The following is a 24083-nucleotide window of genomic DNA, read 5'->3' as shown; positions in this document are numbered from 1 at the left end:
GGGTGCTCCCCCTTGACGTGCGCCGCGCCGCCTATCTGCGCCTGGGCACGGGTGAGTTGGCAGCAACCCTGGCGTTCGCTGTCGGCTACCTGCTGCTGCGGGACAGGTTCTCCCCGGACGATCAGCTCGGTCTCGCGGCGGCAATCGTTCCGCTCCTGCTGATCCTGGTCCAAGCGGGCATCTACTGGCTGCTCGCCCGCCGCTGGGTCGGCGTCGACGCGATGCCAGCGGGCCTGGCCGAGCTCTACTCGTCGTTCCGGTGGGTCAACCCGATCGTGCTGGCAGTGAGCCTGGGAGTGCTGGTCTGGCAGGTGTCGACGGTCGGCGCCGCGGTGCTGAGTGCCGGGGTGTGGCTGTTCGCGGTGATCGAGCATCTGAACTACTACGTCATCCGGTTGGCGTACCCGGCGTCGCAGTGGCTCACCCTGGTGGGCCAGCGCCGCACCCCGCAGCTGATGAAGGACGTCCTCGCGAGCCGTGGACCAGATCGTTCGAAGGAGCCGCGATGAGCGAGGCACACCCCAGCGCCGACGGGCTGCAGAGCCGACGGCGCAGGCTCGAGGGTCTGGGCACCGCGGAGCTGGTGGAGTTGTTCGGCCGGCTGGACAGTGCCGAGCGCGCAGTCCAGTTCCGGCTGCTCCAGAAGGACCGCGCCGTGGCCGTCTTCGAGGATCTCGACCCGCGGGTGCAACGCGAGGTGGTCGACAGTCTCCGGGAGGAGGCCACCACGGAATTGTTCGCCGCCCTGGACCCGGACGACCGGGCCCCGTTGCTGGACGAGCTGCCGGCCGGCGTGGCCGCGCGCCTGCTCGAGGACCTCTCCCCCGACGAGCGGGCGCAGACCATGGCGCTGCTCGGCTACCCGGAAGACAGCGCCGGTCGCCGGATGTCGCCGCAGGTGCTCACCCTCGACGAGGACACCACGGTGGCCTCCGCCCTGGACCGGGTGCGCCACGCGCCGGAGTCGGTGGAGACGATCTACGTGCTCCCGGTGACCGGGCCGCGACGCCGGGTGCACGGGGTAGTCTCGCTGCGCCGGCTGCTGGTCAGCGATCCAGAAGCCCGGGTGGCTGACCTGATGGTGCCCGCGGCGACCGTGCGCGCCACCGACTCCTCCGAGGACGCCGCGAACGTGGTCCGGGACGGTGGGTACGTGGCCGTCCCGGTGGTCGATACCGAGGACCGGCTGCTCGGCGTCCTCACCGTGGACGATGCGATGCGGGTGCTGGAGGCGGCCGACGACGAGGACGCCGCGCGCGTGGGTGGTACCGAGCCGTTGCGCCGTCCGTACCTGTCCGCCCCAGTGCTGAGCGTGGTGCGGTCCCGGATCGTCTGGCTGTTCGTGCTCATCCTGGCAGCCACGCTGACTGTGGGTGTGCAGTCCTACTTCGAGGCCGAGCTAGATGCGGTCGTGGCGCTGGCGCTGTTCATCCCCCTGCTGATCGGCACGGGTGGGAACGCCGGGTCGCAGGCGGCGACCACGATCGTGCGGTCGATGGCGGTCGGTGACGTCCGCACCGCGGACGTGTGGCGGGTGCTCGGACGTGAGCTGCTCACCGGGGCCCTGCTCGGGTTCTCGCTCGCGGCGGTGGGGATCGCCCCGGCCGCCTGGGTCGCCGGGTGGGACATCGCCGCGGTGCTGGCGTTGACGGTGGTGGGCGTGTGCTCGCTCGCCACCACGGTAGGAGCGTGTATCCCGCTGGTGGCCAGGCGGATCGGGATCGACCCGGCGATCGTCTCAGCGCCGTTCATCTCCACCTTCGTCGACACGACCGGGTTGGTGCTGTACTTCTCGATCGCGAAGCTGATCCTGGGGATCTGACTCTCAGGCCTCCTGCCAGGCCACCTGCACGTCGGCACGGGGTGCGGTGGACTCGATGAGCTCAGCGTTGCGAGCGTCGGAGCCGTCGGTGAAGGCGAGGGCGCGCTCCATGGTCTTGCCGTTGGCCAGGTGCCGGGTCAGCAGACGGTCGCGCCGGCCGACCGGGTCGGTGGCCAGGTACCAGGTCTCATCCAGAATCTCGCCGATCTCGTCCCACGGTGGGGTGTCCGCGAGGAGGTAGTTGCCCTCGGTGAGCACCACGCGGATGTCGGCCGTCACCGGCACCGCACTGCCGATGGACTCCTCGATCGCGCCGCGCACGTAGCGTGGGGCGTAGATCACGCCGTCGCCGGGCCGCTGGTCATGCAACCGGCGCAGCAGCGCCACGTATCCGTGTGCGTCGAAGGTGTCGATGGCGCCCTTGCGGTCGGCCCGGCCGAGGCGCTCCAGCTCGCTCTGGGCGAGATGGAAGCCGTCCATTCCCACGACGGCGGAGGTCAGCCCGTGCGCGGCGAGCGCCCCCTGCAGGGCGTCGGTGAGGGTGGACTTCCCGGCGCCCGGGGCGCCGATGATGCCGATCAGGATCCGCCCGTCGTCGCCGCCGGCGCGCGCGAGGATGCGCTCGGTGAGGTTGCTGACCTGGTCGGGGGCCGCGGTGAGGTGCTCGGACAAGGGATCTCCCGTCGTCGTGGGTGGTTCAGCGGTGCGCGCGCCGTTGCGCGCGAGCGGAGGTGTACAGGCAGATCGTGGCCGCCATGGCGAGGTTGAGGGACTCGGCGTGGCCGTGGATCGGGATACGCACGACGGCGTCCGCCAGGTCCCGTTCGGCCTCGCCCAGGCCGTGGGCCTCGTTGCCGAAGAGCCACAGGGTGGGCCGGGCCAGCGTCACCGCGGTGGTGGCCTCGGTGTCGACGGCACTGTCGGCGCTGTCGGCACTGTCGGCGACGTCGTCGAGGTCCAGCGATCCGGCACCGTCGGCGGCGAGCACCTGCAGCCCGGCGGCCCTGGCCGTCGCGATCGTCTCGGCGAGGTCGGCGCCGGTGGCGGTGGGCAGGTGGAACAGGGATCCGACGGTCGAGCGCACCACCTTGGGGTTATGCACGTCGACGCTTCCGTGGCTGAGGATGCACCCGTCGGCTCCGGCGGCGTCGGCGGCACGGATCACGGTGCCGGCGTTGCCGGGATCGCGGACCTGGTGCAGTAGGGCCACCAGTCGGGGCTCTCCGGCGAGTGCGGCGGTCACGCTCACCTTGCGGCGCTGCAGTACGGCCAGGACGCCCTGGGCATCTTCGCTCATTGCGCTGAGCGCTTCCGGCGCGGTCGGGTGCACGTAGAGCCCGGCGGCGCGGGCGGTGTCCTCGATCTCCGGGTGACGCGCCGCGGCCTCCGCGGTGAGGTAGACGTCCCGCACCTGGTCCGCCGCGAACCGAACGGCCTCACGGACCCCTTGCGGGCCCTCGACGAGGAACTGATCCCGCCGCGAGCGTGCCGACGCCTGGGCCAGTGCTCGCACGGAGCGCACCCGATCCGACCTCGGGTTGGTCACCTCGACACTCACGCGTGCCAGTATCCCGTGCTCTCGGGCCCGGTGACGAATCCGTCCTGCCGGGGGAACGTTGTGGCCGATTCTCGGCCGATTTCCGACCACAACGTTGCCCAGCCGGTGTTGCGATCAGACGTCGTAGCGGTCCAGGTCCATCACCTTGGTCCAGGCGGCCACGAAGTCGCGGACGAACTTCTCACCTGCGTCATCACCGGCGTACACCTCGGCGAGGGCCCGCAGTTCGGAGTTCGAGCCGAAGAGCAAGTCCACCCGTGTTCCGGTCCACTTCTGCTCGCCGGTGGCGTCATCGGTGCACGCGTAGGTGGTGGTACCCAGTCCGTCGCCGTCCAGGGGCGTCCAGGTGTGGCCGAGGTCGAGGAGGTTCACGAAGTAGTCGTTCGTGAGCTGCCCCGTACGGTCGGTGAACACACCATGCCGGCTACCACCACTGTTCGCGCCGAGCACCCGCAGGCCACCGATGAGCACCGTCATCTCGGGGGCGCTGAGCGAGAGCAGATTGGCCCGGTCGATGAGGTGGTACTCCGCCGGAAGGTCGGCGTGCTCGCCGATCCAGTTGCGGAAACCGTCGGTGACCGGCTCGAGGTAGCCGAACTGCTCCACATCGGTCTGCTCCTGGGTGGCGTCCACCCGGCCCGGCGTGAACGGCACGCCGATCGGCGTCCCGGCGTCCGCGGCGGCCTTCTCGATCGCCGCCGTACCCGCCAGGACGACCAGGTCGGCCAATGACACCGGCCGACCGAACCCGGCCTGTACACCGCGCAGCGCATCCAGCACACCAGCCAGCTCATCCGGATCGTTCACTGCCCAGGCGTTCTGCGGTTCCAGGGCGATCCGTGCGCCGTTCGCCCCGCCACGCTTGTCACTGACGCGGTGCGTGGAGGCAGCGGCCCAGGCCGCCTTGACCAGAGCGGAGATGCTCTGCCCGGTGCCGAGGATCTGCTCCTTGAGGGCGGCCACGTCAGCGTCGCTGAGCGTGTAGTCGCCACGGTCGGGCAGCGGGTCCTGCCAGGCGAAGACCTCGTCCGGCACCTCCGGGCCGAGGTAGCGCTGGATCGGTCCCATGTCCCGGTGGGTCAGCTTGTACCAGGCACGCGCGAACGCATCCTCCAGCTCCTCCGGGTGGTCCAGCCACCGCCGGGTGATCGCCTCGAACCCGGGGTCCAGCCGCATCGACAGGTCGGTGGTGAGCATCGTGGGCCGGTGCTTCACGCCGTCCGCGTGGGCGTCCGGGATGGTCTCGGGAGCATCCTTGGCCACCCACTGGTGCTTGCCGGCCGGGCTGGCCGACAGTTCCCACTCGAAGCCGTAGAGGTTCTGCAGGAACTCGTTCCCCCACCGGGTGGGCGTGGACGTCCAGGTGACCTCGATCCCAGAGGTGAGGCTGTCCCCGCCCTTGCCAGTGCCGTGCCCGTTGGTCCAGCCCAGACCCTGGGCCTCCAGCGGTGCACCCTCGGGCTCGGGGCCCTGCTTGTCGTCCGGGTGCGCACCGTGGGTCTTGCCGAAGGTGTGCCCGCCGACGATCAGGGCGGCGGTCTCCTCGTCGGTCATCGCCATCCGGCGGAATGTCACGCGGATGTCGTGCGCGGCGGCGACCGGGTCCGGTTCGCCCTCAGGACCCTCCGGGTTCACGTAGATCAGGCCCATGTGGGTGGCGCCGAGGGAGCGGTCGAGCACCCGCTCACCGGTGTCGGTGGTGATGCGCTTGTCGCTGCCGAGCCACTCGACCTCGGTGCCCCAGTACGCCTCGTCCTCGGGCTCCCAGACGTCCTCACGGCCGCCGGCGAAGCCGAGGGGCCTAAAGCCCATCGACTCCAGCGCCACGTTCCCGGCGAGAACGATCAGGTCGGCCCAGGAGAGCTTCTTGCCGTACTTCTTCTTCACCGGCCACAACACCCGGCGGGCCTTGTCCAGGTTGCCGTTGTCCGGCCAGGAGTTCAGCGGCGCGAACCGCTGCTGCCCCTGGCTGGCGCCACCACGACCGTCACTGACCCGGTAGGTGCCGGCGGAGTGCCAGGCCATCCGGATCATCAGCGGGCCGTAGTGGCCGAAGTCGGCCGGCCAGAAGTCCTTCGAGTCGGTCAGCACCGCGGCGATGTCCTGCTTCACCGCAGCGAGATCGAGGCTGGAGAACTCGGCGGCGTAGTCGAAGTCGTCGTCCATCGGGTCGATCACGTCAGCGTGCTTGGCCAGCAGCTTCACGTTCAGCCGGTTCGGCCACCAGTGCCGGTTCTGGTCACCCTGGGTGGGGTGCGGGAGGCCGTCGTGGGCGACCGGGCAGGCCGTCATCGTGTCGTTCTCGGACATGGGTTCCTCTCGTGGCAACGGTCGGGCAGGCGGGCTCGGGCCCAGACAGATCCACCCTATGCGCTCACGCTGACACTGTGTCATCCCGGTGCGGGCACGTGGCCTGCTCGCCGTCAGAGCTCATCCCGTGATGTAAGCACTGCGGTCGTGCCGGACATGGCTGGGTGTGGGGCAGCCCCCACGTCAACCGGATGGAGCGAACCGATGGATGCACGGTCACTGACTCACCGGCTGGTGGCCACCTCAGCCATGGTTCTCGCGCTGACGGCCTGCACCGGCGCCGGGTCGGGGGACGACGGATCGCCGACTCCATCGCAGACTCCCGAGTCCACCGCGGCCGAGACCGACACCCAGTCACCCTCGCTGGTGGTGCTGGAGGCCCCTGCCGGCTACCAGCGGGACGATGTGCTGGAGTCGCTGTCGAGCGACTGGAGCGACATCCTCGTCGCCGACGGCGGGTGCACCCTCGCGGCACGCGGGGAGACCTCCACCGGCGTCACACCGGACGTGCGCACGGCCTCCGTCGACGAGGTGCGCGCGATGGCCACGGCCGACGGCGCCGCCGACCCCGGCACCGCCGACCTGGAGCTGGTCACCAGCGGCGCCGGGGAGGACAACGACCCGGCCCGCACGCTGATGTTCGTCAGCGCCGATTGGATGAGCGGTGACCAGGCCGTCCGAGCTCTGGCCCGGGTGACGACCGTGCATGACTATGACGGGTCGGAGTCGAGCCAGACACTAGCCCTCCGGTTCAGCTGCCCGGGCGGCGCGATCGACGAGTCCGAGTGGGAAACCGTCGCCGCCGTCATCCGGCCCGTCATGCACGGGGTCGACGAGAACGACCCGTGGGCGGACGTAGCCACCGGCTGAGCCACCTGGGGGACACATGAGAAGGCGCCCCTCCCGAACGGATCGGGAGGGGCGCCGTCGTGGTCAGCGAGGCTAACGTCAGGCAGCCGAGTTCTTCGGAGCGTTGACGTCCTCAGGGAGCGCCTTCTTCGCGGTCTCGACGAGCGCCTTGAAGGCGGCGGCGTCGTTCACGGCGAGGTCGGCGAGCACCCGACGGTCCACCTCCACCTCAGCAGCCTTGAGGCCCTGGATCAGGCGGTTGTAGGTGAGGCCCTCGGCCCTCGCCGCAGCGTTGATCCGCTGGATCCACAGACGACGGAAGTCGCCCTTCTTCGCCTTGCGGTCGCGGTAGGAGTAGGTGAACGAGTGCGTCACCTGCTCCTTGGCCTTGCGGTACAGCCGGGAGCGCTGGCCGCGGTAACCGCTGGCGCGCTCGAGTACAGTCCTGCGCTTCTTGTGGGCGTTGACCGCCCGCTTGACGCGTGCCACGTCTTACTCCTTGCGTTCGGGGGCCGGCGTTACTTGCCGAGCAGCTTCTTGATCTTCTTCGCGTCGGCCGGGGCGACCTCCACGTCGTTCACGAGGCGGCGAGCCTGACGGCTGCTGCGCTCCTGGAACTTGTGGACGTGGCGGGCACGCTCGCGCATGACCTTCCCGGACCCGGTGAGCCGGAAGCGCTTCTTGGCACCGGAGTTCGTCTTGTTCTTCGGCATATCTGTGTCGTCCTTCTTCGTTAGGCCGTGCTCAGCCCGCGGTAGTCGCGTCCTCGGCGGAGTTCTTGCGACGGCGCTGCTCGTTGCGGGCTTCGGACTTCTTCTTGTTCGGGCCGAGCACCATGGTCATGTTGCGCCCGTCCTGGCGGGGCACACTCTCCACGTGGCCGAGCTCGGCCACATCGTCAGCGAGACGCTGAAGCAGCCGCATACCCATCTCCGGGCGGGACTGCTCCCGACCACGGAACATGATCATCACCTTGACCTTGTCGCCGCCCTTGAGGAACCGCTCGACGTGGCCCTTCTTGGTGCCATAGTCGTGCGGGTCGATCTTCAGCCGGAACCGAATCTCCTTGAGGACCGTGTTCGCCTGGTTACGCCGCGCGTCGCGTGCCTTCATGTCGGACTCGTACTTGAACTTTCCGAAGTCCATGAGCTTGCACACGGGTGGGCGGGCATCGGGTGCTACCTCGACGAGGTCGAGGTCGGCCTCCTGGGCCAGCCGGAGCGCATCCTCGACCCGCACGACACCGACTTGCTCGCCGCCTGGTCCGACCAGACGCACCTCGGCCACGCGGATCCGCTCATTGATACGGGGCTCGCTGATGTGGTGCTCCTCACCTGAGTTGAAGTCAATTTCACCGCTGCCACGGAAAAAGCCCCCGGGCGAGATGCGCGCGGAGGCTCAGGTGGTGCGCCACACAGGGTGCGACGGAGAAACACGGATGCTTCTCGACCTGGGACCCGGGCTCTGTCGTACCGGCGAACCGGTCCTGTCGAGCAAGGGTGGGAGAGTCTCCACTTGCATACCGGCCCGGCCCATCCTGTTCGGGCGAACCCGCACACAATGCTCCAGACCGATCGGTCAGTCTCCAGGTTAGCACGCCAGTGCGCTTCCATGCCGCGGGCCTCCAGGGCCGCCGGATGCGATGTGCATCACGAGGGCGGCGCCTCGACGTGTCGGACCTGGAACTCCAGCGAGTCCACCCGTTCGGCAACCAGCTCCTCCATCGCGAGCACCTGCCCGGCCCGGGTCACGATCTCCGAGACTTGCTCGCGAGCCAGTCCCGGTGCGAGCCCGAGCACGACGCGCAGTTCGGCTCGCTCCCCCGGTTCCACACGGACAGCCGCGACCTGCTCGAGCGCACCGACCGCGCGCTGCACCGCATCCCCCACGTCCGGGTCCTGCGCCGCGGGGACCCAGTCCCGCTGCTGCGCCAGCGCCCAGACAGCAGGGCGAGGCAGCAGCACGGTGACCGGTCCGCCGGGATCGAGAACCAGCAGCCCGTCCGCATCCGAGGCGGCGGCCAGCGCGGCGCGCGGCCCTTCGACGGGGATCGGCCGGGCGTCTGCCCGCCACCGGGTGAGAGTGTCCATGCCGCTGAACACCGGGATCGCCGCACGCCCGTCGGGTGCCTCCACGGTCACCATGGCTGCAGAGGCGGACTTCTCCCCCGCCACCCCGTGAACGCCCAGCTCGTCCCGCTCCTCGAGCTCGGCCACCACCGGGACCAGCACCCGGACACCGGCGAGCGCACCCACCACGGCACGCACCCGCTCGGCCGGCTCCCCCATGCTCAGTGCGAGCGCCAGCGCCTCGGGGGCTGCGCCGTCGTCACCGGCAAACGGTGAGGTGGGCGGGAGCGAGCGCCCACCCCCCTCGGAACCAGGGACGGGTCCGATCACGGCCTCCCGGCGACGTCCAGCGCCTCGGGCAGGGTGAACGCACCGGCGTAGAGCGCCTTGCCCACGATCGCTCCCTCGACCCCGACGTCGGTCAGGGTGCGCAGCGCCTCCAGGTCGGCCAGGCTGGATACCCCGCCCGAGGCCACCACTGGCGCTGCGGTGGTCTCGCACACCTGACGGAGCAGATCGAGGTTCGGGCCCTTGAGCGTGCCGTCCTTGGTGACGTCGGTGAGCACGTAGCGCGAGCACCCGTCCGCGTCCAGGCGAGCGAGCACCTCCCACAAGTCGCCGCCCTCACGGGTCCAGCCGCGTGCGGCCAGCGTGGTGCCGCGCACGTCCAGCCCGACGGCGATCCGGTCACCGTGGCGGGCGATCGCACCCGCCGTCCACTCCGGGTTCTCCAGGGCTGCGGTCCCGAGGTTCACCCGTCGGCAGCCGGTGGCCAGGGCTCGTTCGAGGGAGGCGTCGTCGCGGATCCCGCCGGAGAGCTCCACGTCGACGTCGAGCCGGCCGACGACCTCCGCCAGCAGCTCGGCGTTGGATCCGCGACCGAACGCCGCGTCCAGGTCCACCAGGTGGATCCACTCGGCCCCGTCGGTCTGCCACGCGAGCGCGGCGTCCATCGGGGCGCCGTAGATGGTCTCGGATCCGGCTTCGCCCTGGACGAGGCGGACGGCTTGGCCGTCTGCCACGTCGACGGCGGGGAGCAGCTGCAGGCGGGTGGTCACGCGGGTCCTCTCGGTGGGTGGTTCTCACACGGGCCGTCGGCCCGGACGGATGGGGGTGGTCAGCGCAGGGTGCCGAGCCAGTTGCGCAGCAGCTCGGCGCCGGCGTCGCCGGACTTCTCGGGGTGGAACTGGGTCGCCTGCAGTGGGCCGTTCTCGGCGGCGGCCACGAACCGGGTGTCCCCGTGCTGGGACCACGTCACCGCCACGAACTCCGGCGCGTTGCGGGCAGCGTAGGAGTGCACGAAGTAGAACCGCTCGTGCTCGATCCCCGCAAACAGGGCGCTACCGGCGGGCGGCTCCACGGTGGACCAGCCCATGTGCGGGACGACCGGCGCCTCCAGGCGCTCCACCACCCCCGACCACTCATCCAGTCCGGCGTTGCCGTCCTGACCATCGGCACGGTGCTCGTTGCTCGAGGTGAACAACACCTGCAACCCCACGCAGATGCCCAGTACCGGTCGTCCCCCGGCGAGCCGGCGGTCGATCATGCGTGGAGCGCCCACGCTGCGCAGTCCGTCCATCACGGAGGCGAACGCCCCCACGCCGGGGACGACGAGGCCGTCCGCCTCGGCGACCGCCGTCGGGTCCGCGGTCAGCTCGACCTGGGCGCCGACCCGCTCCAGGGCGCGCACCGCCGAGCGGACGTTGCCGGACCCGTAGTCGAGCACCACGACCGAGCTCACGGGCGCTTCCTCCGTGTCGCCTTGCCGAGCAGCCGGGCCGCCTGCCAACGTCCCAGTTCCTTGGGTGCTAATCGACCCGGAGCGTCCTGCGGCTGCGTCACGCCGAGCAGGATCTGCTCGACCACGTCGTCAGCGTGGGCCAGGATCAGCCCGGCAGCCACCTCCTCGCCCGACGCACCGGCGGTGAACTGGCGGCCACTGATCCTGCCGGTGAGCCCTTCATCCCCCTGCCCGAGGCGTGCGGTGAGCAGGACCACACCCGCCTTGGCCGTCCGGGAAAGGACAGTGGCCAGCTCGGTCGCCTCGGCCGGCTCTCCGCCGAGGAGCTCGCTCGGGTCATCCGCCGCCGTCTCGATCACGCGCACCGCCAGGGCACCGGACCGAGTGGGCACAATGTCAGCGTCCAGCTTGGCGATCGCGCACAACCCCGCCAGCGCCGGGGCGGAGGCGATCGGGGTGAGCACCACGGCCACCACCCGACGCGGGGCGGGCTCGTCCGTCGGGGACTCGGGCCCAGCACCTGCGGGGGCCGGCTCGGGTTCTGCAGCAGAGTCGCCGGTAGCGCGGAAGGTCCGCTCCGGCTCCACCGCCTCCCCGAACGCCTCGGCGAAGGCAGCGTCGAAGGCCTGCGGATCGAAGTCGTGGGACTCCGACGCGTTGTCCTCGGGCGCGGTGCCCTCCTCGGACGAGCCTGCGCCGTCGGGCTCGTCCTCGCGACCGGTCACAACAGTCCCTTCGTGGACGGGACCCCCGACACCCGGGGGTCGGGGGCCACGGCGGCCCGCAGCGCCCGAGCGAGTGCCTTGAACTGCGCCTCGACGATGTGGTGCGGGTCGCGGCCGGCCAGCACGCGCACGTGCAGGCAGATCCCGGCGTGGAAGGCGAGCGCTTCAAACACGTGCCGGGTGAGCGCACCGGTGAAGTGGCCGCCGATCAGGTGGTACTCCTGCCCGGCGGGTTCGCCGGAGTGCACCAGGTACGGACGCCCGGAGACGTCCACGACCGCCTGCGCGAGCGCCTCGTCCAGCGGCACCAGGGCGTCACCGAACCGGGAGATCCCGGCCTTGTCGCCGAGCGCCTCACGCAGCGCCTGGCCGAGGCAGATCGCGGTGTCTTCCACGGTGTGGTGGGCGTCGATGTCAGTGTCACCGGAGGCGCGGACCGTCAGATCGATCAGGGAGTGCTTGCCCAGGGCGGTGAGCATGTGGTCGTAGAACGGCACGGTGGTGGACACGTCCACGGCTCCGGTGCCGTCGAGGTCGAGCTCGACAACCACGCTGGACTCGGACGTGCTGCGCTCGATCCGGGCGCTGCGGCGTCGCTGTTCGGACTGGCTCATCGGCCGGTCACCTCCTTCAGTGCGCCGCGGAACGCGGCCATGTCCTCGGCGGTCCCGATCGAGACCCGCAGATACCCTTCCGGTCCAGTCTCCCGGATCAGCACACCCTTCTGGAGCAGACCCTGCCAGACGGCGTGGCGATCGTCGAACGTGCCGAACAGCGCAAAGTTGGCGTCCGTGTCCGCCACGGTGAATCCCTGCTCGCGCAACCAGGTCACGCAGGCGTCACGTTCCTCGCGCAGTTGCGCCACCTGGGCTTGCAGGGCGCCGGTGTGCCGCAGCGCCGCCCGCGCCACCGTCTGGGTGACGGCGGACAGGTGGTAGGGCAACCGCACGATGCGCAGGCAGTCGATCAGCTCCGGCGCGGCGGCCAGGTAGCCCACCCGGGCTCCCGCGAGCGCGAACGCCTTGGACATGGTGCGCGCCACCGCCAGATGCGGGTACTCGCCCAGCACGGTCAGCGCGGAGGGAGTGCCGTCGCGGCGGAACTCCGCGTACGCCTCATCGATCACCAGCACCGTGGCGGCACCACCGGGCCCGGTGCTCGCGCACGCCTGCGCGATCGCCCGGGTGTCCGCCAGCGGAAGGGCGGTGCCGGTGGGGTTGTTCGGGCTGGCGAGGAGCACGACGGCGGGACGCACCTTCTCGATCTGTGCGATCACCTCGCCCGTATCGAGGGTGTGGTCGGCTCGACGCGTACCGGCCACCCACTCGGTGAGACTGTCCCGGGCGTACTCGGGATACATCGAGTAGGTCGGGGCAAAGGACATCACCGTGCGCCCAGGGCCGCCGAAGGCCTGCAACAGGTGCAGCATCACCTCGTTGGACCCGTTCGCGGCCCAGATGTGGTGCGCCGTCAGCCCCTCAGCAGCGGACTCGCCGGCGAGATAGCCGGCCAGATCGGCGCGCAGATCCAGAAACTCCCGGTCCGGGTACCGGTTCAACGTGGTGGCGGCTGCGGCGACGGAGTCGGCAATGTCGCGCACCACCGCCTCCGGTGGCGCGTACGGGTTCTCGTTGACATTCAGCAGATGCGCGACGTCCAGCTGGGGTGCGCCGTAGGGCTGCTCGTCGACGAGGTCGGCGCGCAGAGGTAAGCGGAGATCGACGCGTTCAGGCACAGGGCTCAGTTTAGGCGCGTCGCTGGTGGTGCTGTGGCCGTGCCCGGTGGGCGGACGTGCTTCCCGGTGGCGCTCAGAGGGTGTCGCGGCCGCTCAGGCGATCGATGAACCGCTCCAGCGGGATGCTGCCGTTCTGCCAGGGGGTGAGGATCCACGCCACCAGGTAGGCGCCCAGGCCCACGACCGGCAGCAGGAAGGAGAGCAGCACCAGGACGCGGACGAGGGTGACGCTGATCCCGGCCTTGTCAGCAAGGCCGCCGCAGATCCCGCCAACGATGCGGCTGGGCCCACGGCGGAAGCCGACCTGACGGATGGAGTCGAAGAAGCGTGTCATGACTCTCACGGTAGGGCCTGGCCCCAGGGCGGGGCATCAGGGAGGGCCCTGAGTCGCACCCTGGTTCGGTGGGCAGAACCGGCGAGGGCGCCGACGCCCCGGTCAGCGGGTGCGGCGCAGCCGTGCCGCCACACCGTGCGCCGGTAGGTCCTCGGCGTGGGCCAGCGTGATGAGCTGGTCGGTGACCTCCTCGAGGCCAGTGCGGTCGTACTCGATCACCTGGACCGACTTCAGGTAGGCCTGCACACCCAGCCCGCTGGCGAAGCGGGCCGTGCCGCCGGTGGGAAGCACGTGGTTCGACCCGGCGATGTAATCCCCCAGCGGGACCGGGGAATACGGGCCGACGAAGATCGCCCCGGCATTCTGGATCCGGTCTGCCACGGACGCGGCCTCGGCGGTGTGGATCTCCAGGTGCTCGGCCGCGTAGGCGTCCACGACGGCGATCCCGTGCTCCAGGTCGTCGACCAGCACCACACCGGACTGCGGACCGGAGAGCGCCGTCCGGATGCGCTGGTGGTGCTTGGCGACGTCCGTCTGTTCACCGATCGCTTCGTCGACGGACGCGGCGAGCGCCGGTGAGTCGGTCACCAGCACCGAGCCGGCCGCCGGGTCGTGCTCAGCCTGGGAGATCAGGTCGGCGGCGACGAAAGCCGGCTCCGCCGTCTCGTCGGCGAGGACGGCGATCTCAGTGGTACCCGCCTCGGAGTCGATCCCGACCACCCCGAGCACCGCACGCTTGGCCGCGGCGACGTAGATGTTGCCGGGGCCGGTCACCACGTCCACCGGGGCACACGAGTTCGCCTCGTCGGACTCGCCGTCACCCACGCCGTAGGCAAACATCCCGATCGCCTGAGCACCACCGGCCGCGTACACCTCGTCCACACCCAGCAACGCGCACGCCGCCAGGATCGTCGTCTCCGGCCAGCCGTCGTTGTCCTTCTGCGGCGGACTCGCCACGGCGATCGAACCCACGCCCGCGGCCTGTGCGGGGACCACGTTCATCACCACGGAGGAGACCAGTGCGGCCAGGCCCCCCGGGACGTACAGCCCGACGCGCTGCACGGGCACCCACTTCTGGCGCACCTGTGCCCCCGGGCCAAGGGACGTCGTCGCCGGTTTCGGCACCTGCGCCTCGTGGCCGAGGCGCGCACGACGAATCGCCTCCTCCAGTGCGGACCGGACGTCCGCCGGAAGCTCCTGGAGGGCGGTCTCGAGCACGGGCGCGGGCACGCGCAACGAGTGCGGCCGGACGCCGTCGAACCGCTCGGACAGGTCAGACAGGGCCGCAGCACCTTCGGACCGCACGCGGCCCAGAATCGGTCGTACCCGCTGCGACGCAACCTCGATGTTCACCTCGGCGCGCGGGAGCACGGCACGCAGCTCGGACGGGGTCAGGCGGCGGCCACGGAGATCGATCGTGCGCATCACAGGAACGAGTGTAGAGCGCTGCCTGGCACCGATCCGAGGCGACCACGATCCGGAAGGGCGATAATGGCCCGATGAGCCAGACCTACGACGACGTCCCCATCACCGATGAGATGATCCGGCTCGGGCAGTTCCTCAAGCTCGCTGGTGCCGCCGACGACGGCGCCATGGCGCGGATGCTCCTCGAGGAGGAGTTCGTGCGCGTGAACGGCGAGCCGGAGACCCGTCGTGGACGCCAACTCAGCATCGGCGACGAGGTGGACGTGCTGCTCCCCGGCGGCGCACGTCAATTGCGCGTCAGCGCCGGCTGACCGACCGCCGCGCCGGCTCAGACGAGGCAGTTCGGCCCAAGCAACGCCTTCAGGTCGCCGAAGAGTGCGGGGGTGCGCTCCACCCGCAACGCGTCCTCCAGGCGCATCACCGTGGCACGGCCGGGCGAGTCGAGTCGCACATGCACCTCGGTGACCCCCGGATGGGTGGACAGGACGCTCTTGAGCTGCAGCAGCACCGGTTCGCTGCACCGTGACTCCGGGATCCGCACCGTCACCGGAGCGGACTCCCCCACGGTGACGTCCGGCAACGAGACCTCCATCGCCTGCAACGAGAGCGTCTCGTCCCGGCGCCGGATCCGGCCCTTGACGACGACCACCTGGTCCTGGGCAAGCACGGTCGAGTAGGCCAGGTAGGTCTCGCCGAAGAACATCACCTCGACCGAGCCCTCCATGTCCTCGATGGTCACGGCCGCCCACGGGTTGCCCTGCTTGGACATCTTGCGCTGCAAGGAGGTAATCAGTCCCGCGATGGTGACCGTGGACCCGTCCGAACGCGTCTCATCGGTGCTGAGGGTGGCGAGCGAGACGTCCGCCGCCTGGGTAAGAACGTGCTCGATCCCGGAGAGCGGGTGATCGGAGACGTACAACCCGAGCATCTCCCGCTCGAACGCCAACTTCTGCTTCTTGTCCCACTCGGGAAGGTCCGGGACCTCGACCGAGAACCCCGCGCCGGCCCCGTCCTCATCGTCCCCGCCGAGGCCGGCGAACAGGTCGAACTGTCCTTCGGCTTCCTTGCGCTTGACCCCGATGACGGCGTCGACGGCCTGCTCGTGGATCATCAGCAGCGAGCGGCGGGTGTGTCCCAGCGAGTCGAACGCACCGGCCTTGATCAGGGACTCGATGGTGCGCTTGTTGCAGACGACGGCGGGCACCTTCTCCAGGAAGTCGGTGAAGGAGGTGAAGTCCCCCTTCTCCTCCCGGGCTTGCGCGATCGCCGCCACCACGTTCTGCCCGACGTTGCGCACCGCGGCCAGACCGAACCGGATGTCGGTCCCCACCGGGGTGAACGTCGCCGCTGAGGCGTTCACATCCGGCGGCAGCACGGTGATGCGCATCCGGCGGCACTCACCGAGGTACAGCGCGGACTTGTCCTTGTCGTCCCGGGTCGAGGTGAGCAGCGCGGCCATGTACTCGGCCGGATAGTGGGCCTTGAGGTACGCGGTCCAGTACGAGACCACACCATAGGCCGCCGAGTGCGCCTTGTTGAACGCGTAGTCGGAGAACGGCAGCAGGATCTCCCAGAGGGTCTTCACCGCGTTCGCGGAGTACCCGTTCGCCTTCATCCCGGCCTCGAAGGTGGAGTACTCCGCATCGAGCACCGACTTCTTCTTCTTCCCCATCGCGCGGCGGAGCAGGTCGGCTTGTCCGAGCGAGTACCCGGCCAGCTTCTGCGCGATCTCCATCACCTGCTCCTGATACACGATCAGGCCGTAGGTGGTTCCGAGGACGGGGTCCAGCGGTTCGGCGAGCTCCGGGTGGATCGGGGTGATCGGCTGCTGGCCGTTCTTGCGCAGTGCGTAGTTGGTGTGCGAGTTCGCGCCCATCGGGCCTGGGCGGTACAGCGCACCGACGGCGGAGATGTCCTCGAAGTTGTCCGGCTTCATCATCCGCAGCAGGGACCGCATCCCCCCGCCGTCGAGCTGGAACAAGCCGAGAGTCTCCCCGCGGCCGAGCAGTTCGTAGGTGGCCCGATCGTCCAGGGTGAGGTCCTCCACCCGCACCGGGTCCTTGCCGTTGACGACGATGTTGTCGAGAGCGTCGTCGAGGATAGTGAGGTTGCGCAGTCCGAGGAAGTCCATCTTCACCAGACCGAGGTCCTCCCCCGCCGGGAAGTCCACCTGGGTGATCACGGCACCGTCCTGCTCGCGGCGCATGATCGGGATGATGTCCAGCAGCGGCTCGCTGGCGATGACGACACCCGCCGCGTGCACACCCCACTGACGCTTCAGGTTCTCCAGTCCGCGCGCGGTCTCGAGCACTCGCTTGGCGTCCGGGTCGGCGTTGACCACCGACCGGAACTCGTCCGCCTCGGCGTAGCGCTTGTCGTCCGGGTCGAACATCCCCGCGAGGGAGACGTCCTTACCCATCGCGGCCGCCGGCATCACCTTGGTGAGTTTCTCTCCCATCGCGAACGGGTAGCCGAGCACGCGGGCGGAATCCTTGAGGGCCTGCTTCGCCTTGATGGTGCCGTAGGTGACGATGTAGGTGACCTTGTCTTCGCCGTACTTGTCGCTGACGTACCGGATCACCTCGCTGCGACGGCGCTCGTCGAAGTCGATGTCGAAGTCCGGCATCGACTCGCGCTCAGGATTGAGGAACCGCTCGAAGATGAGTCCGTGCTCGAGCGGGTCGAGCTCGGTGATGCTCATCGCGTACGCCGCGATCGAGCCCGCACCCGAGCCACGGCCCGGGCCGACCCGGATGCCGTTCTCCTTAGCCCAGTTGATGAAGTCGGCGACGACGAGGTAGTACCCGGCGTACCCCTTGCCGGTGATCACCCCGATCTCGTACTCGGCCTGCTTGCGGGACGCCTCCGGTACCGCGCCGTTGTACCGCTCCTGCAGTCCGGTCTCGACTGCCTTGACGAAGGTGGAGACCTCGTCCTCTCCCTCGGGCACCGGGTAGTGCGGCATGTACTTGCCGACCTCCTCGGTGAAGGTCACCTCGCACTGCTCGGCCACCCGGAGAGTGTTGTCACACGCTTCGGGGAACTCGGCGAAAAGCTCGCGCATCTCCGCCCCGGACTTCAGGTAGTAGCCACTGCCTCCGAAGGCGAACCGCTTCCCACCCTGATCGTAAGTGGGCTCTTCGAGCGTGGACCCGGACTGCACGCACAACAGGGCCTCATGCGCGTGCGCATCCTCATGCTTGGTGTAGTGCAGGTCGTTCGTGGCCAGCAAGGGGGCGTTGATCTCCTTGGCGAGCCGCAGCAGGTCCTTGGTGACCCGGCGTTCGATGTCGAGCCCGTGGTCCATCAGCTCGATGTAGTAGTTCTCCTTGCCGAAGATGTCCTGCAGCTCCCCGGCAGCACGGACTGCTTCCTCGTACTGCCCCAGGCGCAGGCGGACCTGAACCTCACCAGAGGGGCACCCACTGGTGGCGATCAGGCCCTTGGAGTAGGTCTGCAACAGTTCGCGGTCCATCCGGGGCCACTTACCCAGCTGGCCTTCCAGGGACGCCAGTGAGCTCATCCGGAACAGGTTGTGCATCCCGGGGGTGTCCTTGGCCAGGATCGTCATGTGCGTGTACGCACCACGGGCGGAGACGTCGTCCCTGGCCTGGTCGGCCTCGCCCCATCGCACGCGTGTCTTGTCGAACCTGCTGGTGCCCGGGGTGACATAGGCCTCGACCCCGATGATCGGCTTGATCCCGTACTTGCGCGCCTTGGACCAGAAGTCGTAGGCCCCGAAGAGGTAGCCGTGGTCGGTGGTGGCCAGCGCAGTCTGCCCCAGGCGCTGGGCCTCGGCGAAGAGATCGTCCAACCTGGCCGCTCCGTCGAGCATCGAGTACTCGGTGTGCACGTGCAGGTGGACGAAATCATCAGCCATACGATGAGTCTAAGCGCCCCCACCGACACCGGGTCGTCCGCCCCGTCCGCGATCGTGAGGACCTATGAGCACATCGTCACCCGCACCGCAGCTGCCCTGGCAGGGGGTCGCCCGGGCGGCCGGGCTGCTGACCCCGAACGGCACCACCCGCCCGACGATCTTCGCGGAGATGACAGGTCTGGCCACCCGGACCGGGGCAGTGAACCTCGGGCAAGGATTCCCGGACGAGCAGGGCCCGCGCGCCGTGACGGACGCCGCTGCGCGCGCCATCACCGACGGGATCAACCAGTACCCGCCGGGGCCGGGCATCCCCGCGCTACGCGAGGAGATCGCCGCACACCAGCTGCGGCACTACGGCCTCAGGCTCGACCCCGACCATCAGGTGCTGGTGACCACTGGCGCCACCGAGGCGATCGCCGCGGCAATCCTGGCACTGGCCGGGCCCGGGGACGAGGTACTGACGCTGGAGCCGTACTACGACTCCTACGCGGCGGTGATCGCGCTCGCCGGTGCCCGGCACACCCGGACCGCACTGGTGCCCGGCACGCACGGATTCAGCCTGGATCTCGACGGCCTGCGCGCCGCCGTCACCGATCGCACCCGGGTGATCTTGCTGAACAGCCCGCACAACCCCACCGGCGCTGTCCTCACCCCTGCCGAACTGGCCGAGGTGGCCCGCCTCGCGCAGGCGCATGACGCCGTCGTGGTCACCGACGAGGTGTACGAGCACCTCACCTATGACGGTGTGGCGCACGTCCCGATCGCGACCTTGCCCGGGGCCGCCGAACGCACCCTGACGATCTCCTCGGCCGGGAAGTCCTTCTCGGTGACCGGGTGGAAGATCGGCTGGGTGAGCGGGCCGGCCGATCTTGTCGAGGCGGTCCGTACCGTCAAGCAGTTCCTCACCTATACCAGCGGGGCGCCGTTCCAACCGGCTGTTGCGGTGGCGCTCGGGCTGGAGACGTCCGACTCCCCCGAGGCCGACTGGCTCGTCCGCCTACGCGAGTCGCTGGCGCGGCGTCGCGACCAGCTCACCAGCGGCCTGCGCGAGGCGGGCTTCGCCCCGGTGGCTGCCGCCGGCACCTACTTCGTGATGGCCGACGCGCGGCCACTGCTGGAGGGGCCGCTGGCCGGCACCGGTGTGCGCACCGGCGCGCACCTGTGCCGGCGGCTGCCCGAGCTCGCCGGTGTCGTCGCTGTTCCGGCGACGGCGTTCACCACGGCCGGCTCCGCCGTCACCGACAACCTCGCCACCTGGGTGCGGTTCACGTTCGTGAAATCCGAGGCCACGATCACCGAGGCGATGCGACGCCTGTTGGCACTAGCCGGATGACGGCTGTGCGGACCTGCGCTCCTCAGATGCCGAACAACGTTCCCGGCAGCAGCTCCGGTACAGCGACCACGGCCCAGAATCGCAGGAACCGCCCGATCAGGGACAGCCCGGCGAACAGCCACCACCGCATGCGCAGCGTCCCCGCCAGCACGGCGACCAGCGCATACGGCGGTAGACCGGCGAACGCACTCACCAGCGTGACGGCGGACGGACCCCACGTGTGGGCCGCGCACCACTGCTCGACGGTACGGATCCGATCGGCCCACCGCGCGTTCGGCTTGGCACGCCAGCGCGCCACGTCCAGAACACCGCGGCCGACCAGGTAGGAGAGCATCTTTCCGGCCACCTGCCCCGTCGCACCCGCTGCCGCCAGCCACACCGGAGGGACATCGGCGACCAAGGCAGCGCCGAGCAGATAGACCTCAGCGGGCAGCACCATGACCACTGCCGAGAGCGCACAGTAGCCGAGCGCCGCGGCAAGGGCCCACAGGTCCATTCCTCAGCTGCCGTCGACGTGCAGCAGCTTCACCGCGTCGCGGTGCCAGATACCGGCTTCGGTATAGCGCTCGCTGCCCACCTCGTACCCGAGTGCCGCGTAGAAAGCGATCGCCGTCTCCTGAGCGGAGAGCTCGACCCGCACCACCCCATCGGGTGCGCGGGCGGCGTGCGCGGCAAGCGCCTCTCGTTCGAGCGCCTCCATCAGCGCTCGTCCCACACCGAGCCCGCGGGCGGCGGAGCGGACAGCGACCCGGGAGACGTGCGCCACACCACCGTCGTCCAACAGGCGAGCGGTACCCAGGTCCTCGGTCGCCTCGAAGCCCCCAGGCGAGCGGACGCCGTCGCCCGTGCTGACCGCCAGCAGGTGCACCGTGCCTGGTTCACCGTCCCGGTCGTCCAACTCGTCGCTCTCGGCCACGCCCTGCTCGGTGACGAACACCTCGAACCTGATCGCGTGCACCCGGGCCAGATCCTCCGGCCCGGCACGCACCACCTGCACCTCAGCCATCGCGCAGCCCGTCCAGAGCGTGCTGCAGGTCGGCCGGATAGGTGCTGCTCACCTCGACCCACGAGTCCGTGCCGGGATGAGTGAACCCGAGTCGCATGGCGTGCAACCACTGGCGCTGCAGCCCGAGACGACCAGCCAGGACCGGGTCCGCTCCGTAGGTGAGGTCACCGGCGCAGGGGTGCCTCAGCGCCGCCATGTGCACCCGGATCTGGTGTGTGCGGCCGGTCTCCAGGTGGATCTCCAGCAGGGTCGCGCTGCGCATCGCCTCGAGGGTCTCGTAGTGCGTCACGCTCGGACGTCCCTCGGCGACCACCGCCCACTTGTAGTCGTGCTGCGGGTGCCGGCCGATCGGGGCGTCCACGGTTCCGGTCGTCGGGTCCGGGTGGCCCTGCACGACAGCGTGGTACACCTTCTCCACGGTGCGCTCCTTGAACGCGCGCTTGAGCCGGGTGTAGGCACGCTCGCTCTTGGCCACCACCATCAGGCCCGAGGTGCCGACGTCGAGCCGGTGCACCACGCCCTGACGCTCGGCAGCGCCGGAGGTCGAGATCCGGTAACCCGCGGCGGCCAGTCCACCGATCACGGTCGGTCCGGTCCATCCCGGGCTCGGGTGCGCGGCCACCCCGACGGGCTTGTCCACCACCACCACGTCGTCGTCATCCAGGCGGATCGCCATCCCAGGCACCGGCTCCGGTGGCGCGGGAGGTGCGGCGGTGAGGTCGGGCAGGGTGACCTCGAGCCACCCGCCGGCCACGAGACGGTCGGACTTGCCCAGTTCGCGTCCGTCCAGGAGTACCTGCCCGTCGGCAGCCAGCTCAGCGGCCTTGGTCCGGCTGAGCCCCAGCATCCGGGCCAGTGCGGCGTCCACACGTTCACCGGCGAGCCCGTCCGGGACCGGCAAGGAACGCACGTCAGCCATCGGATCGGCCCTCCGTCACGTGCTCGTCGCCCGGTTCGTCGTCGCCGGACCCGGCGGGCTCACCATCGTCGGTGTCGGCGGGTGTGGCCGACGCCCCGGACCGGGCACCGCTGAGACCGATGCCGCGGAAGCTGAGTACCGCGATCGCACCCGCGGAGAGCACGATGGCGATGTCTGCCACATTGCCCACGAAGTAGCCGCCGTAGTTGATGAAGTCCACCACGTGCCCGACGGCGAAGCCCGGGTCTCGGAACAGCCGGTCACCCAGGTTGCCGAGATTGCCGCCCAGCAGCGCACCCAGTGCGATCGCCCAGGAGAGCGAGCCGAGGCGGCGCGCGACCTTCACGATGACCACAGCGACGACCACGGCGGCGATCGTGAACAGCCAGGTGGCGCCTTCCGCGAGGGAGAACGCAGCCCCGGAGTTGAACACGAGGCTCACCCCGAGCAGATCCCCGAGGAGTGGGTGGTACTCACCCTCGGCGATGGTGGCCAGGGCCCACTGTTTGGTGGCCTGGTCCAGCACCAGCACACCGAGGGTCAGCAGCAGCACCACCCGCAGCAGACGCCGATGGCGGTGCTCACGCGTGCCGTCATCGGTACCGGTCTGCGCGCCGTCCCGCTTCTCGTGTGCGCCTGCCATGGGCGGCCCTCTCAGTCATGACGACGGCGGGCCCCCGAATGCGGGGACCCGCCGAACGCCTGCGGTGGTGTGCGCGCCTTACGGGCGGCGCGAGTCGCTCTGCTCGCCGGAGGCGTACTGGGAGGCGATGCTCCCGCGGCCCTCGACGTCGCTGAGCAGACCCTCGAGGTAGCTCTTCAAGCGGGTGCGGTAGTCACGCTCGAAGACCCGCAGCTCGTCGATCTTGCGCTCCAGCAGCGAGCGCTCCCCCTCGAGCTGGCTGAGGGTGCGGGTGCGCTGCTCGTCGGCCTCGCGGGTGACCCGCTCGCCCTCGACACGCGCCTCGGAGACCAACCGGTCGGCCTCCGCCTTTCCGTTGTTGACGTACTCGTCGTGCAGCCGCTGGGCCAGCTGGAGCATTCCGGTCGCGGACTCGGGCTCGGTCCCGGAGGCTGCAGCAGCCGTGGTGGTGGTCTCCGCTGCCTGCTCGGCGGGCGCGGCCGCCTCGGCGGGTGCCTCAGTGGTCTCAGCGGGCGCCTCGGCGGCTTCCTCGGGCTCGGCCGGAGCACTCTCCTCCTGCTCACCACCGACCGCGGCGAGCTGGGTGGTCTGCTCGGCGGGTGTCTCGGCCGGTGCGGGCGCTGCCTCGGCACCACCGGACAGCTCGGCGATCCGCTGCTCCGCTGCCTCGAGCTTCGCCTTCAGCTCCTCGTTCTCGCCCCCGACGACCCGCAGGGTGTTGACGACCTCGTCGAGGAAGTCATCCACCTCGTCCTGGTCGTACCCCTCACGGAACTTGGTGGGCTGGAACTTCTTGTTGAGGACGTCGTCTGCCGTGAGCAGAGCCATTCTCGTCACCTCGGTCTGTGTCGGTCGGGCCAGCGGTTGTCGCAGGCTCGGAAGTTAAGGGTTCGGCGAAGATCACCGTAGCCGATGTTGTCACTCTACGCGTCACACGGTGGCGAGGCCTCCGAAGATGAACAGCAGGATCCAGCACCCCACGAGGACGATGATGAACCCGACATCGAGTGCGATGCCCCCGACGCGTAGCGGCGGGATGAGGCGGCGGAGCGCCTTCAGCGGCGGGTCAGTGGGGGTGTAGACCATCTCCGCCACGATGAGCGCGAGCCCCCGAGGCTTCCAGTCCCTCGCGAAATAACTCACCCAGTCGAAGCCCATCCGGACGAGCAGCGCCACCAGGTAGAGCAGGACGACGAGGTAGAGAAGCCCGAAGAGCCAGCCCACGTCAGCTCTGGTTGAAGAATCGGGTGGTCGTCTCGGGCTCCTGGCGCTCGCTGGCCACCTCGACAGTCGCAGGCGAGAGCAGGAAGACCTTGTTCGTCACACGCTCGATGCTCCCGTGCAGACCGAAGATCAGACCGGCTGAGAAATCCACGAGCCGCTTGGCCTCGGCGTCGGACATGTCGGTGAGGTTCATGATCACCGGCGTGCCACCACGGAAGGCCTCACCGATCGCCTTGGCATCGGTGTAGGTGCGCGGATGCACCGTGGTGATGCGACGCAGGTTGTGGCCGGCGTGCGATGCGGCTTGGCTGATCGGGGTCACTTGAGCCTCCTGGGCGGGCTCGTCGTAGTCGTCGTGGGCGATCTCGGCGTAGCCGTCCTCGTACTCGCCACCGAGGTACTGGTCCTCACGCTCCTGGTCGGCCTCGGAGAGGCCGAGATACAGCATCGTCTTGCGCAGTGCTCCCATGCCTGCTCCTTGTCTTGTTCCGGCGAACCGGGGCTGGTCGA

General features: G+C 69.7%; 27 protein-coding genes. 5 read left to right on the top strand and 22 right to left on the bottom strand.

The genetic code is table 11. The features are described 5' to 3' along the window. Positions 1-2: 2 nt before the first annotated feature. Both BLU77_RS04825 and mgtE read left to right on the top strand, forming a co-directional pair. A complete protein-coding gene (locus BLU77_RS04825; protein ID WP_089771933.1) occupies positions 3-509 on the top strand; it encodes a hypothetical protein in 507 nt (168 codons plus the stop codon). Continuing rightward, positions 506-1822, top strand: a complete 1317-nt coding sequence (gene mgtE, locus BLU77_RS04820) for a magnesium transporter (protein WP_089771932.1) — start codon at positions 506-508, stop codon at positions 1820-1822. Before BLU77_RS04825 ends, mgtE begins: the two co-directional genes overlap by 4 nt. Before the next feature lie 3 nt (positions 1823-1825). On the opposite strand, the gene BLU77_RS04815 is transcribed toward mgtE, so the two are convergent. From BLU77_RS04815 to katG, 3 genes are all read right to left on the bottom strand, one after another. Next, positions 1826-2494, bottom strand: a complete 669-nt coding sequence (locus BLU77_RS04815) for a nucleoside/nucleotide kinase family protein (protein ID WP_089771931.1) — start codon at positions 2492-2494, stop codon at positions 1826-1828. Positions 2495-2519: 25 nt separating this feature from the next. Further along, positions 2520-3380, bottom strand: coding sequence for a TrmH family RNA methyltransferase (locus BLU77_RS04810; protein WP_425441206.1), 861 nt, complete (start codon positions 3378-3380; stop codon positions 2520-2522). A gap of 114 nt (positions 3381-3494) precedes the next feature. Continuing rightward, the gene (gene katG / locus BLU77_RS04805; RefSeq protein ID WP_245708669.1) at positions 3495-5690 is read right to left on the bottom strand and encodes a catalase/peroxidase HPI; all 2196 of its coding nucleotides are present in this window, start codon (positions 5688-5690) and stop codon (positions 3495-3497) included. 204 nt (positions 5691-5894) lie between these two features. Between katG and BLU77_RS04800 the strand changes: the two genes are divergently transcribed. After that, on the top strand, positions 5895-6560 hold the full coding sequence (locus BLU77_RS04800) for a hypothetical protein (RefSeq protein WP_089771930.1): 666 nt from the start codon (positions 5895-5897) through the stop codon (positions 6558-6560). A gap of 78 nt (positions 6561-6638) precedes the next feature. Here BLU77_RS04800 and rplT read toward each other — a convergent pair whose 3' ends face one another. The 11 genes from rplT to hisD form a co-directional block, all read right to left on the bottom strand. After that, positions 6639-7028, bottom strand: a complete 390-nt coding sequence (gene rplT, locus BLU77_RS04795; RefSeq protein ID WP_089771929.1) for a 50S ribosomal protein L20 — start codon at positions 7026-7028, stop codon at positions 6639-6641. 29 nt (positions 7029-7057) lie between these two features. After that, a complete protein-coding gene (gene rpmI, locus BLU77_RS04790; RefSeq protein WP_089771928.1) occupies positions 7058-7252 on the bottom strand; it encodes a 50S ribosomal protein L35 in 195 nt (64 codons plus the stop codon). 31 nt (positions 7253-7283) lie between these two features. Then, complete coding sequence (gene infC / locus BLU77_RS04785; protein WP_245708668.1) at positions 7284-7826, bottom strand: translation initiation factor IF-3; 543 nt, start codon at positions 7824-7826, stop codon at positions 7284-7286. Positions 7827-8188: 362 nt separating this feature from the next. Continuing rightward, complete coding sequence (locus BLU77_RS04780; protein WP_245708667.1) at positions 8189-8938, bottom strand: SseB family protein; 750 nt, start codon at positions 8936-8938, stop codon at positions 8189-8191. After that, complete coding sequence (gene priA / locus BLU77_RS04775; RefSeq protein ID WP_089771926.1) at positions 8935-9666, bottom strand: bifunctional 1-(5-phosphoribosyl)-5-((5-phosphoribosylamino)methylideneamino)imidazole-4-carboxamide isomerase/phosphoribosylanthranilate isomerase PriA; 732 nt, start codon at positions 9664-9666, stop codon at positions 8935-8937. The genes BLU77_RS04780 and priA overlap by 4 nt, the downstream gene beginning before the upstream one ends. A 59-nt stretch (positions 9667-9725) precedes the next feature. Beyond that, on the bottom strand, positions 9726-10349 hold the full coding sequence (gene hisH, locus BLU77_RS04770) for an imidazole glycerol phosphate synthase subunit HisH (protein WP_089771925.1): 624 nt from the start codon (positions 10347-10349) through the stop codon (positions 9726-9728). Beyond that, positions 10346-11074, bottom strand: a complete 729-nt coding sequence (locus BLU77_RS04765; protein ID WP_089771924.1) for a hypothetical protein — start codon at positions 11072-11074, stop codon at positions 10346-10348. The genes hisH and BLU77_RS04765 overlap by 4 nt, the downstream gene beginning before the upstream one ends. Beyond that, positions 11071-11688: an imidazoleglycerol-phosphate dehydratase HisB gene (hisB, locus tag BLU77_RS04760; protein ID WP_089771923.1), complete on the bottom strand. Its 618-nt coding sequence runs from the start codon at positions 11686-11688 to the stop codon at positions 11071-11073. The genes BLU77_RS04765 and hisB overlap by 4 nt, the downstream gene beginning before the upstream one ends. Next, positions 11685-12809 carry a histidinol-phosphate transaminase gene (locus BLU77_RS04755; protein ID WP_089771922.1) on the bottom strand — a complete coding sequence of 375 codons (1125 nt, stop codon included), beginning with the start codon at positions 12807-12809 and terminating at the stop codon, positions 11685-11687. Before BLU77_RS04755 ends, hisB begins: the two co-directional genes overlap by 4 nt. A gap of 73 nt (positions 12810-12882) precedes the next feature. Next, on the bottom strand, positions 12883-13143 hold the full coding sequence (locus tag BLU77_RS04750; RefSeq protein ID WP_089771921.1) for a PspC domain-containing protein: 261 nt from the start codon (positions 13141-13143) through the stop codon (positions 12883-12885). Positions 13144-13245: 102 nt separating this feature from the next. Continuing rightward, complete coding sequence (gene hisD, locus BLU77_RS04745) at positions 13246-14571, bottom strand: histidinol dehydrogenase (RefSeq protein WP_089771920.1); 1326 nt, start codon at positions 14569-14571, stop codon at positions 13246-13248. A gap of 71 nt (positions 14572-14642) precedes the next feature. Here hisD and BLU77_RS04740 point away from each other — a divergent pair, with 71 nt between their 5' ends. Beyond that, positions 14643-14879, top strand: a complete 237-nt coding sequence (locus BLU77_RS04740) for an RNA-binding S4 domain-containing protein (RefSeq protein WP_089771919.1) — start codon at positions 14643-14645, stop codon at positions 14877-14879. A 17-nt stretch (positions 14880-14896) separates the two neighbouring features. On the opposite strand, the gene dnaE is transcribed toward BLU77_RS04740, so the two are convergent. Then, on the bottom strand, positions 14897-18448 hold the full coding sequence (gene dnaE / locus BLU77_RS04735; protein WP_089771918.1) for a DNA polymerase III subunit alpha: 3552 nt from the start codon (positions 18446-18448) through the stop codon (positions 14897-14899). A gap of 64 nt (positions 18449-18512) precedes the next feature. On the opposite strand from dnaE, the gene BLU77_RS04730 reads away from it, so the two are divergent. Then, positions 18513-19781 carry an aminotransferase class I/II-fold pyridoxal phosphate-dependent enzyme gene (locus tag BLU77_RS04730; RefSeq protein WP_089771917.1) on the top strand — a complete coding sequence of 423 codons (1269 nt, stop codon included), beginning with the start codon at positions 18513-18515 and terminating at the stop codon, positions 19779-19781. A 22-nt stretch (positions 19782-19803) separates the two neighbouring features. Here BLU77_RS04730 and BLU77_RS04725 read toward each other — a convergent pair whose 3' ends face one another. The 7 genes from BLU77_RS04725 to BLU77_RS04695 form a co-directional block, all read right to left on the bottom strand. Beyond that, complete coding sequence (locus BLU77_RS04725; protein ID WP_089771916.1) at positions 19804-20277, bottom strand: YqaA family protein; 474 nt, start codon at positions 20275-20277, stop codon at positions 19804-19806. Positions 20278-20280: 3 nt separating this feature from the next. Further along, positions 20281-20787: a GNAT family N-acetyltransferase gene (locus tag BLU77_RS04720; protein ID WP_089771915.1), complete on the bottom strand. Its 507-nt coding sequence runs from the start codon at positions 20785-20787 to the stop codon at positions 20281-20283. After that, positions 20780-21706, bottom strand: a complete 927-nt coding sequence (locus BLU77_RS04715; protein WP_089771914.1) for an RluA family pseudouridine synthase — start codon at positions 21704-21706, stop codon at positions 20780-20782. Before BLU77_RS04715 ends, BLU77_RS04720 begins: the two co-directional genes overlap by 8 nt. After that, entirely contained in the window at positions 21699-22349 is a 651-nt protein-coding gene (locus tag BLU77_RS04710; RefSeq protein WP_089771913.1) for a signal peptidase II, read from the bottom strand. The genes BLU77_RS04715 and BLU77_RS04710 overlap by 8 nt, the downstream gene beginning before the upstream one ends. A gap of 78 nt (positions 22350-22427) precedes the next feature. Further along, complete coding sequence (locus tag BLU77_RS04705; RefSeq protein WP_175476936.1) at positions 22428-23177, bottom strand: DivIVA domain-containing protein; 750 nt, start codon at positions 23175-23177, stop codon at positions 22428-22430. Between the two features lie 102 nt (positions 23178-23279). After that, a complete protein-coding gene (locus BLU77_RS04700) occupies positions 23280-23573 on the bottom strand; it encodes a YggT family protein (RefSeq protein ID WP_089771911.1) in 294 nt (97 codons plus the stop codon). A gap of 1 nt (position 23574) precedes the next feature. Further along, positions 23575-24042, bottom strand: coding sequence for a cell division protein SepF (locus BLU77_RS04695; protein WP_089771910.1), 468 nt, complete (start codon positions 24040-24042; stop codon positions 23575-23577). Between the last annotated feature and the right edge of the window lie 41 nt (positions 24043-24083).

Origin of the sequence: Ruania alba (assembly GCF_900105765.1) — a bacterium.
GTDB classification, from domain to species: domain Bacteria; phylum Actinomycetota; class Actinomycetes; order Actinomycetales; family Beutenbergiaceae; genus Ruania; species Ruania alba.
The sequence above is the reverse complement of the archived record's forward strand: the minus strand, read 5'-3'. Positions and strand labels throughout refer to the sequence as shown.

Excerpts from the sequence above, each read along its gene's own strand:
- mgtE (WP_089771932.1), top strand. The coding sequence starts at position 506 with ATGAGCGAGGCACACCCCAGCGCCGACGGGCTGCAGAGCCGACGGCGC.
- katG (WP_245708669.1), bottom strand. The coding sequence starts at position 5,690 with ATGTCCGAGAACGACACGATGACGGCCTGCCCGGTCGCCCACGACGGC.
- BLU77_RS04800 (WP_089771930.1), top strand. The coding sequence starts at position 5,895 with ATGGATGCACGGTCACTGACTCACCGGCTGGTGGCCACCTCAGCCATG.
- rpmI (WP_089771928.1), bottom strand. The coding sequence starts at position 7,252 with ATGCCGAAGAACAAGACGAACTCCGGTGCCAAGAAGCGCTTCCGGCTC.
- hisB (WP_089771923.1), bottom strand. The coding sequence starts at position 11,688 with ATGAGCCAGTCCGAACAGCGACGCCGCAGCGCCCGGATCGAGCGCAGC.
- BLU77_RS04750 (WP_089771921.1), bottom strand. The coding sequence starts at position 13,143 with ATGACACGCTTCTTCGACTCCATCCGTCAGGTCGGCTTCCGCCGTGGG.
- BLU77_RS04740 (WP_089771919.1), top strand. The coding sequence starts at position 14,643 with ATGAGCCAGACCTACGACGACGTCCCCATCACCGATGAGATGATCCGG.
- dnaE (WP_089771918.1), bottom strand. The coding sequence starts at position 18,448 with ATGGCTGATGATTTCGTCCACCTGCACGTGCACACCGAGTACTCGATG.
- BLU77_RS04730 (WP_089771917.1), top strand. The coding sequence starts at position 18,513 with ATGAGCACATCGTCACCCGCACCGCAGCTGCCCTGGCAGGGGGTCGCC.
- BLU77_RS04725 (WP_089771916.1), bottom strand. The coding sequence starts at position 20,277 with ATGGACCTGTGGGCCCTTGCCGCGGCGCTCGGCTACTGTGCGCTCTCG.
- BLU77_RS04720 (WP_089771915.1), bottom strand. The coding sequence starts at position 20,787 with ATGGCTGAGGTGCAGGTGGTGCGTGCCGGGCCGGAGGATCTGGCCCGG.
- BLU77_RS04715 (WP_089771914.1), bottom strand. The coding sequence starts at position 21,706 with ATGGCTGACGTGCGTTCCTTGCCGGTCCCGGACGGGCTCGCCGGTGAA.
- BLU77_RS04710 (WP_089771913.1), bottom strand. The coding sequence starts at position 22,349 with ATGGCAGGCGCACACGAGAAGCGGGACGGCGCGCAGACCGGTACCGAT.
- BLU77_RS04705 (WP_175476936.1), bottom strand. The coding sequence starts at position 23,177 with ATGGCTCTGCTCACGGCAGACGACGTCCTCAACAAGAAGTTCCAGCCC.
- BLU77_RS04695 (WP_089771910.1), bottom strand. The coding sequence starts at position 24,042 with ATGGGAGCACTGCGCAAGACGATGCTGTATCTCGGCCTCTCCGAGGCC.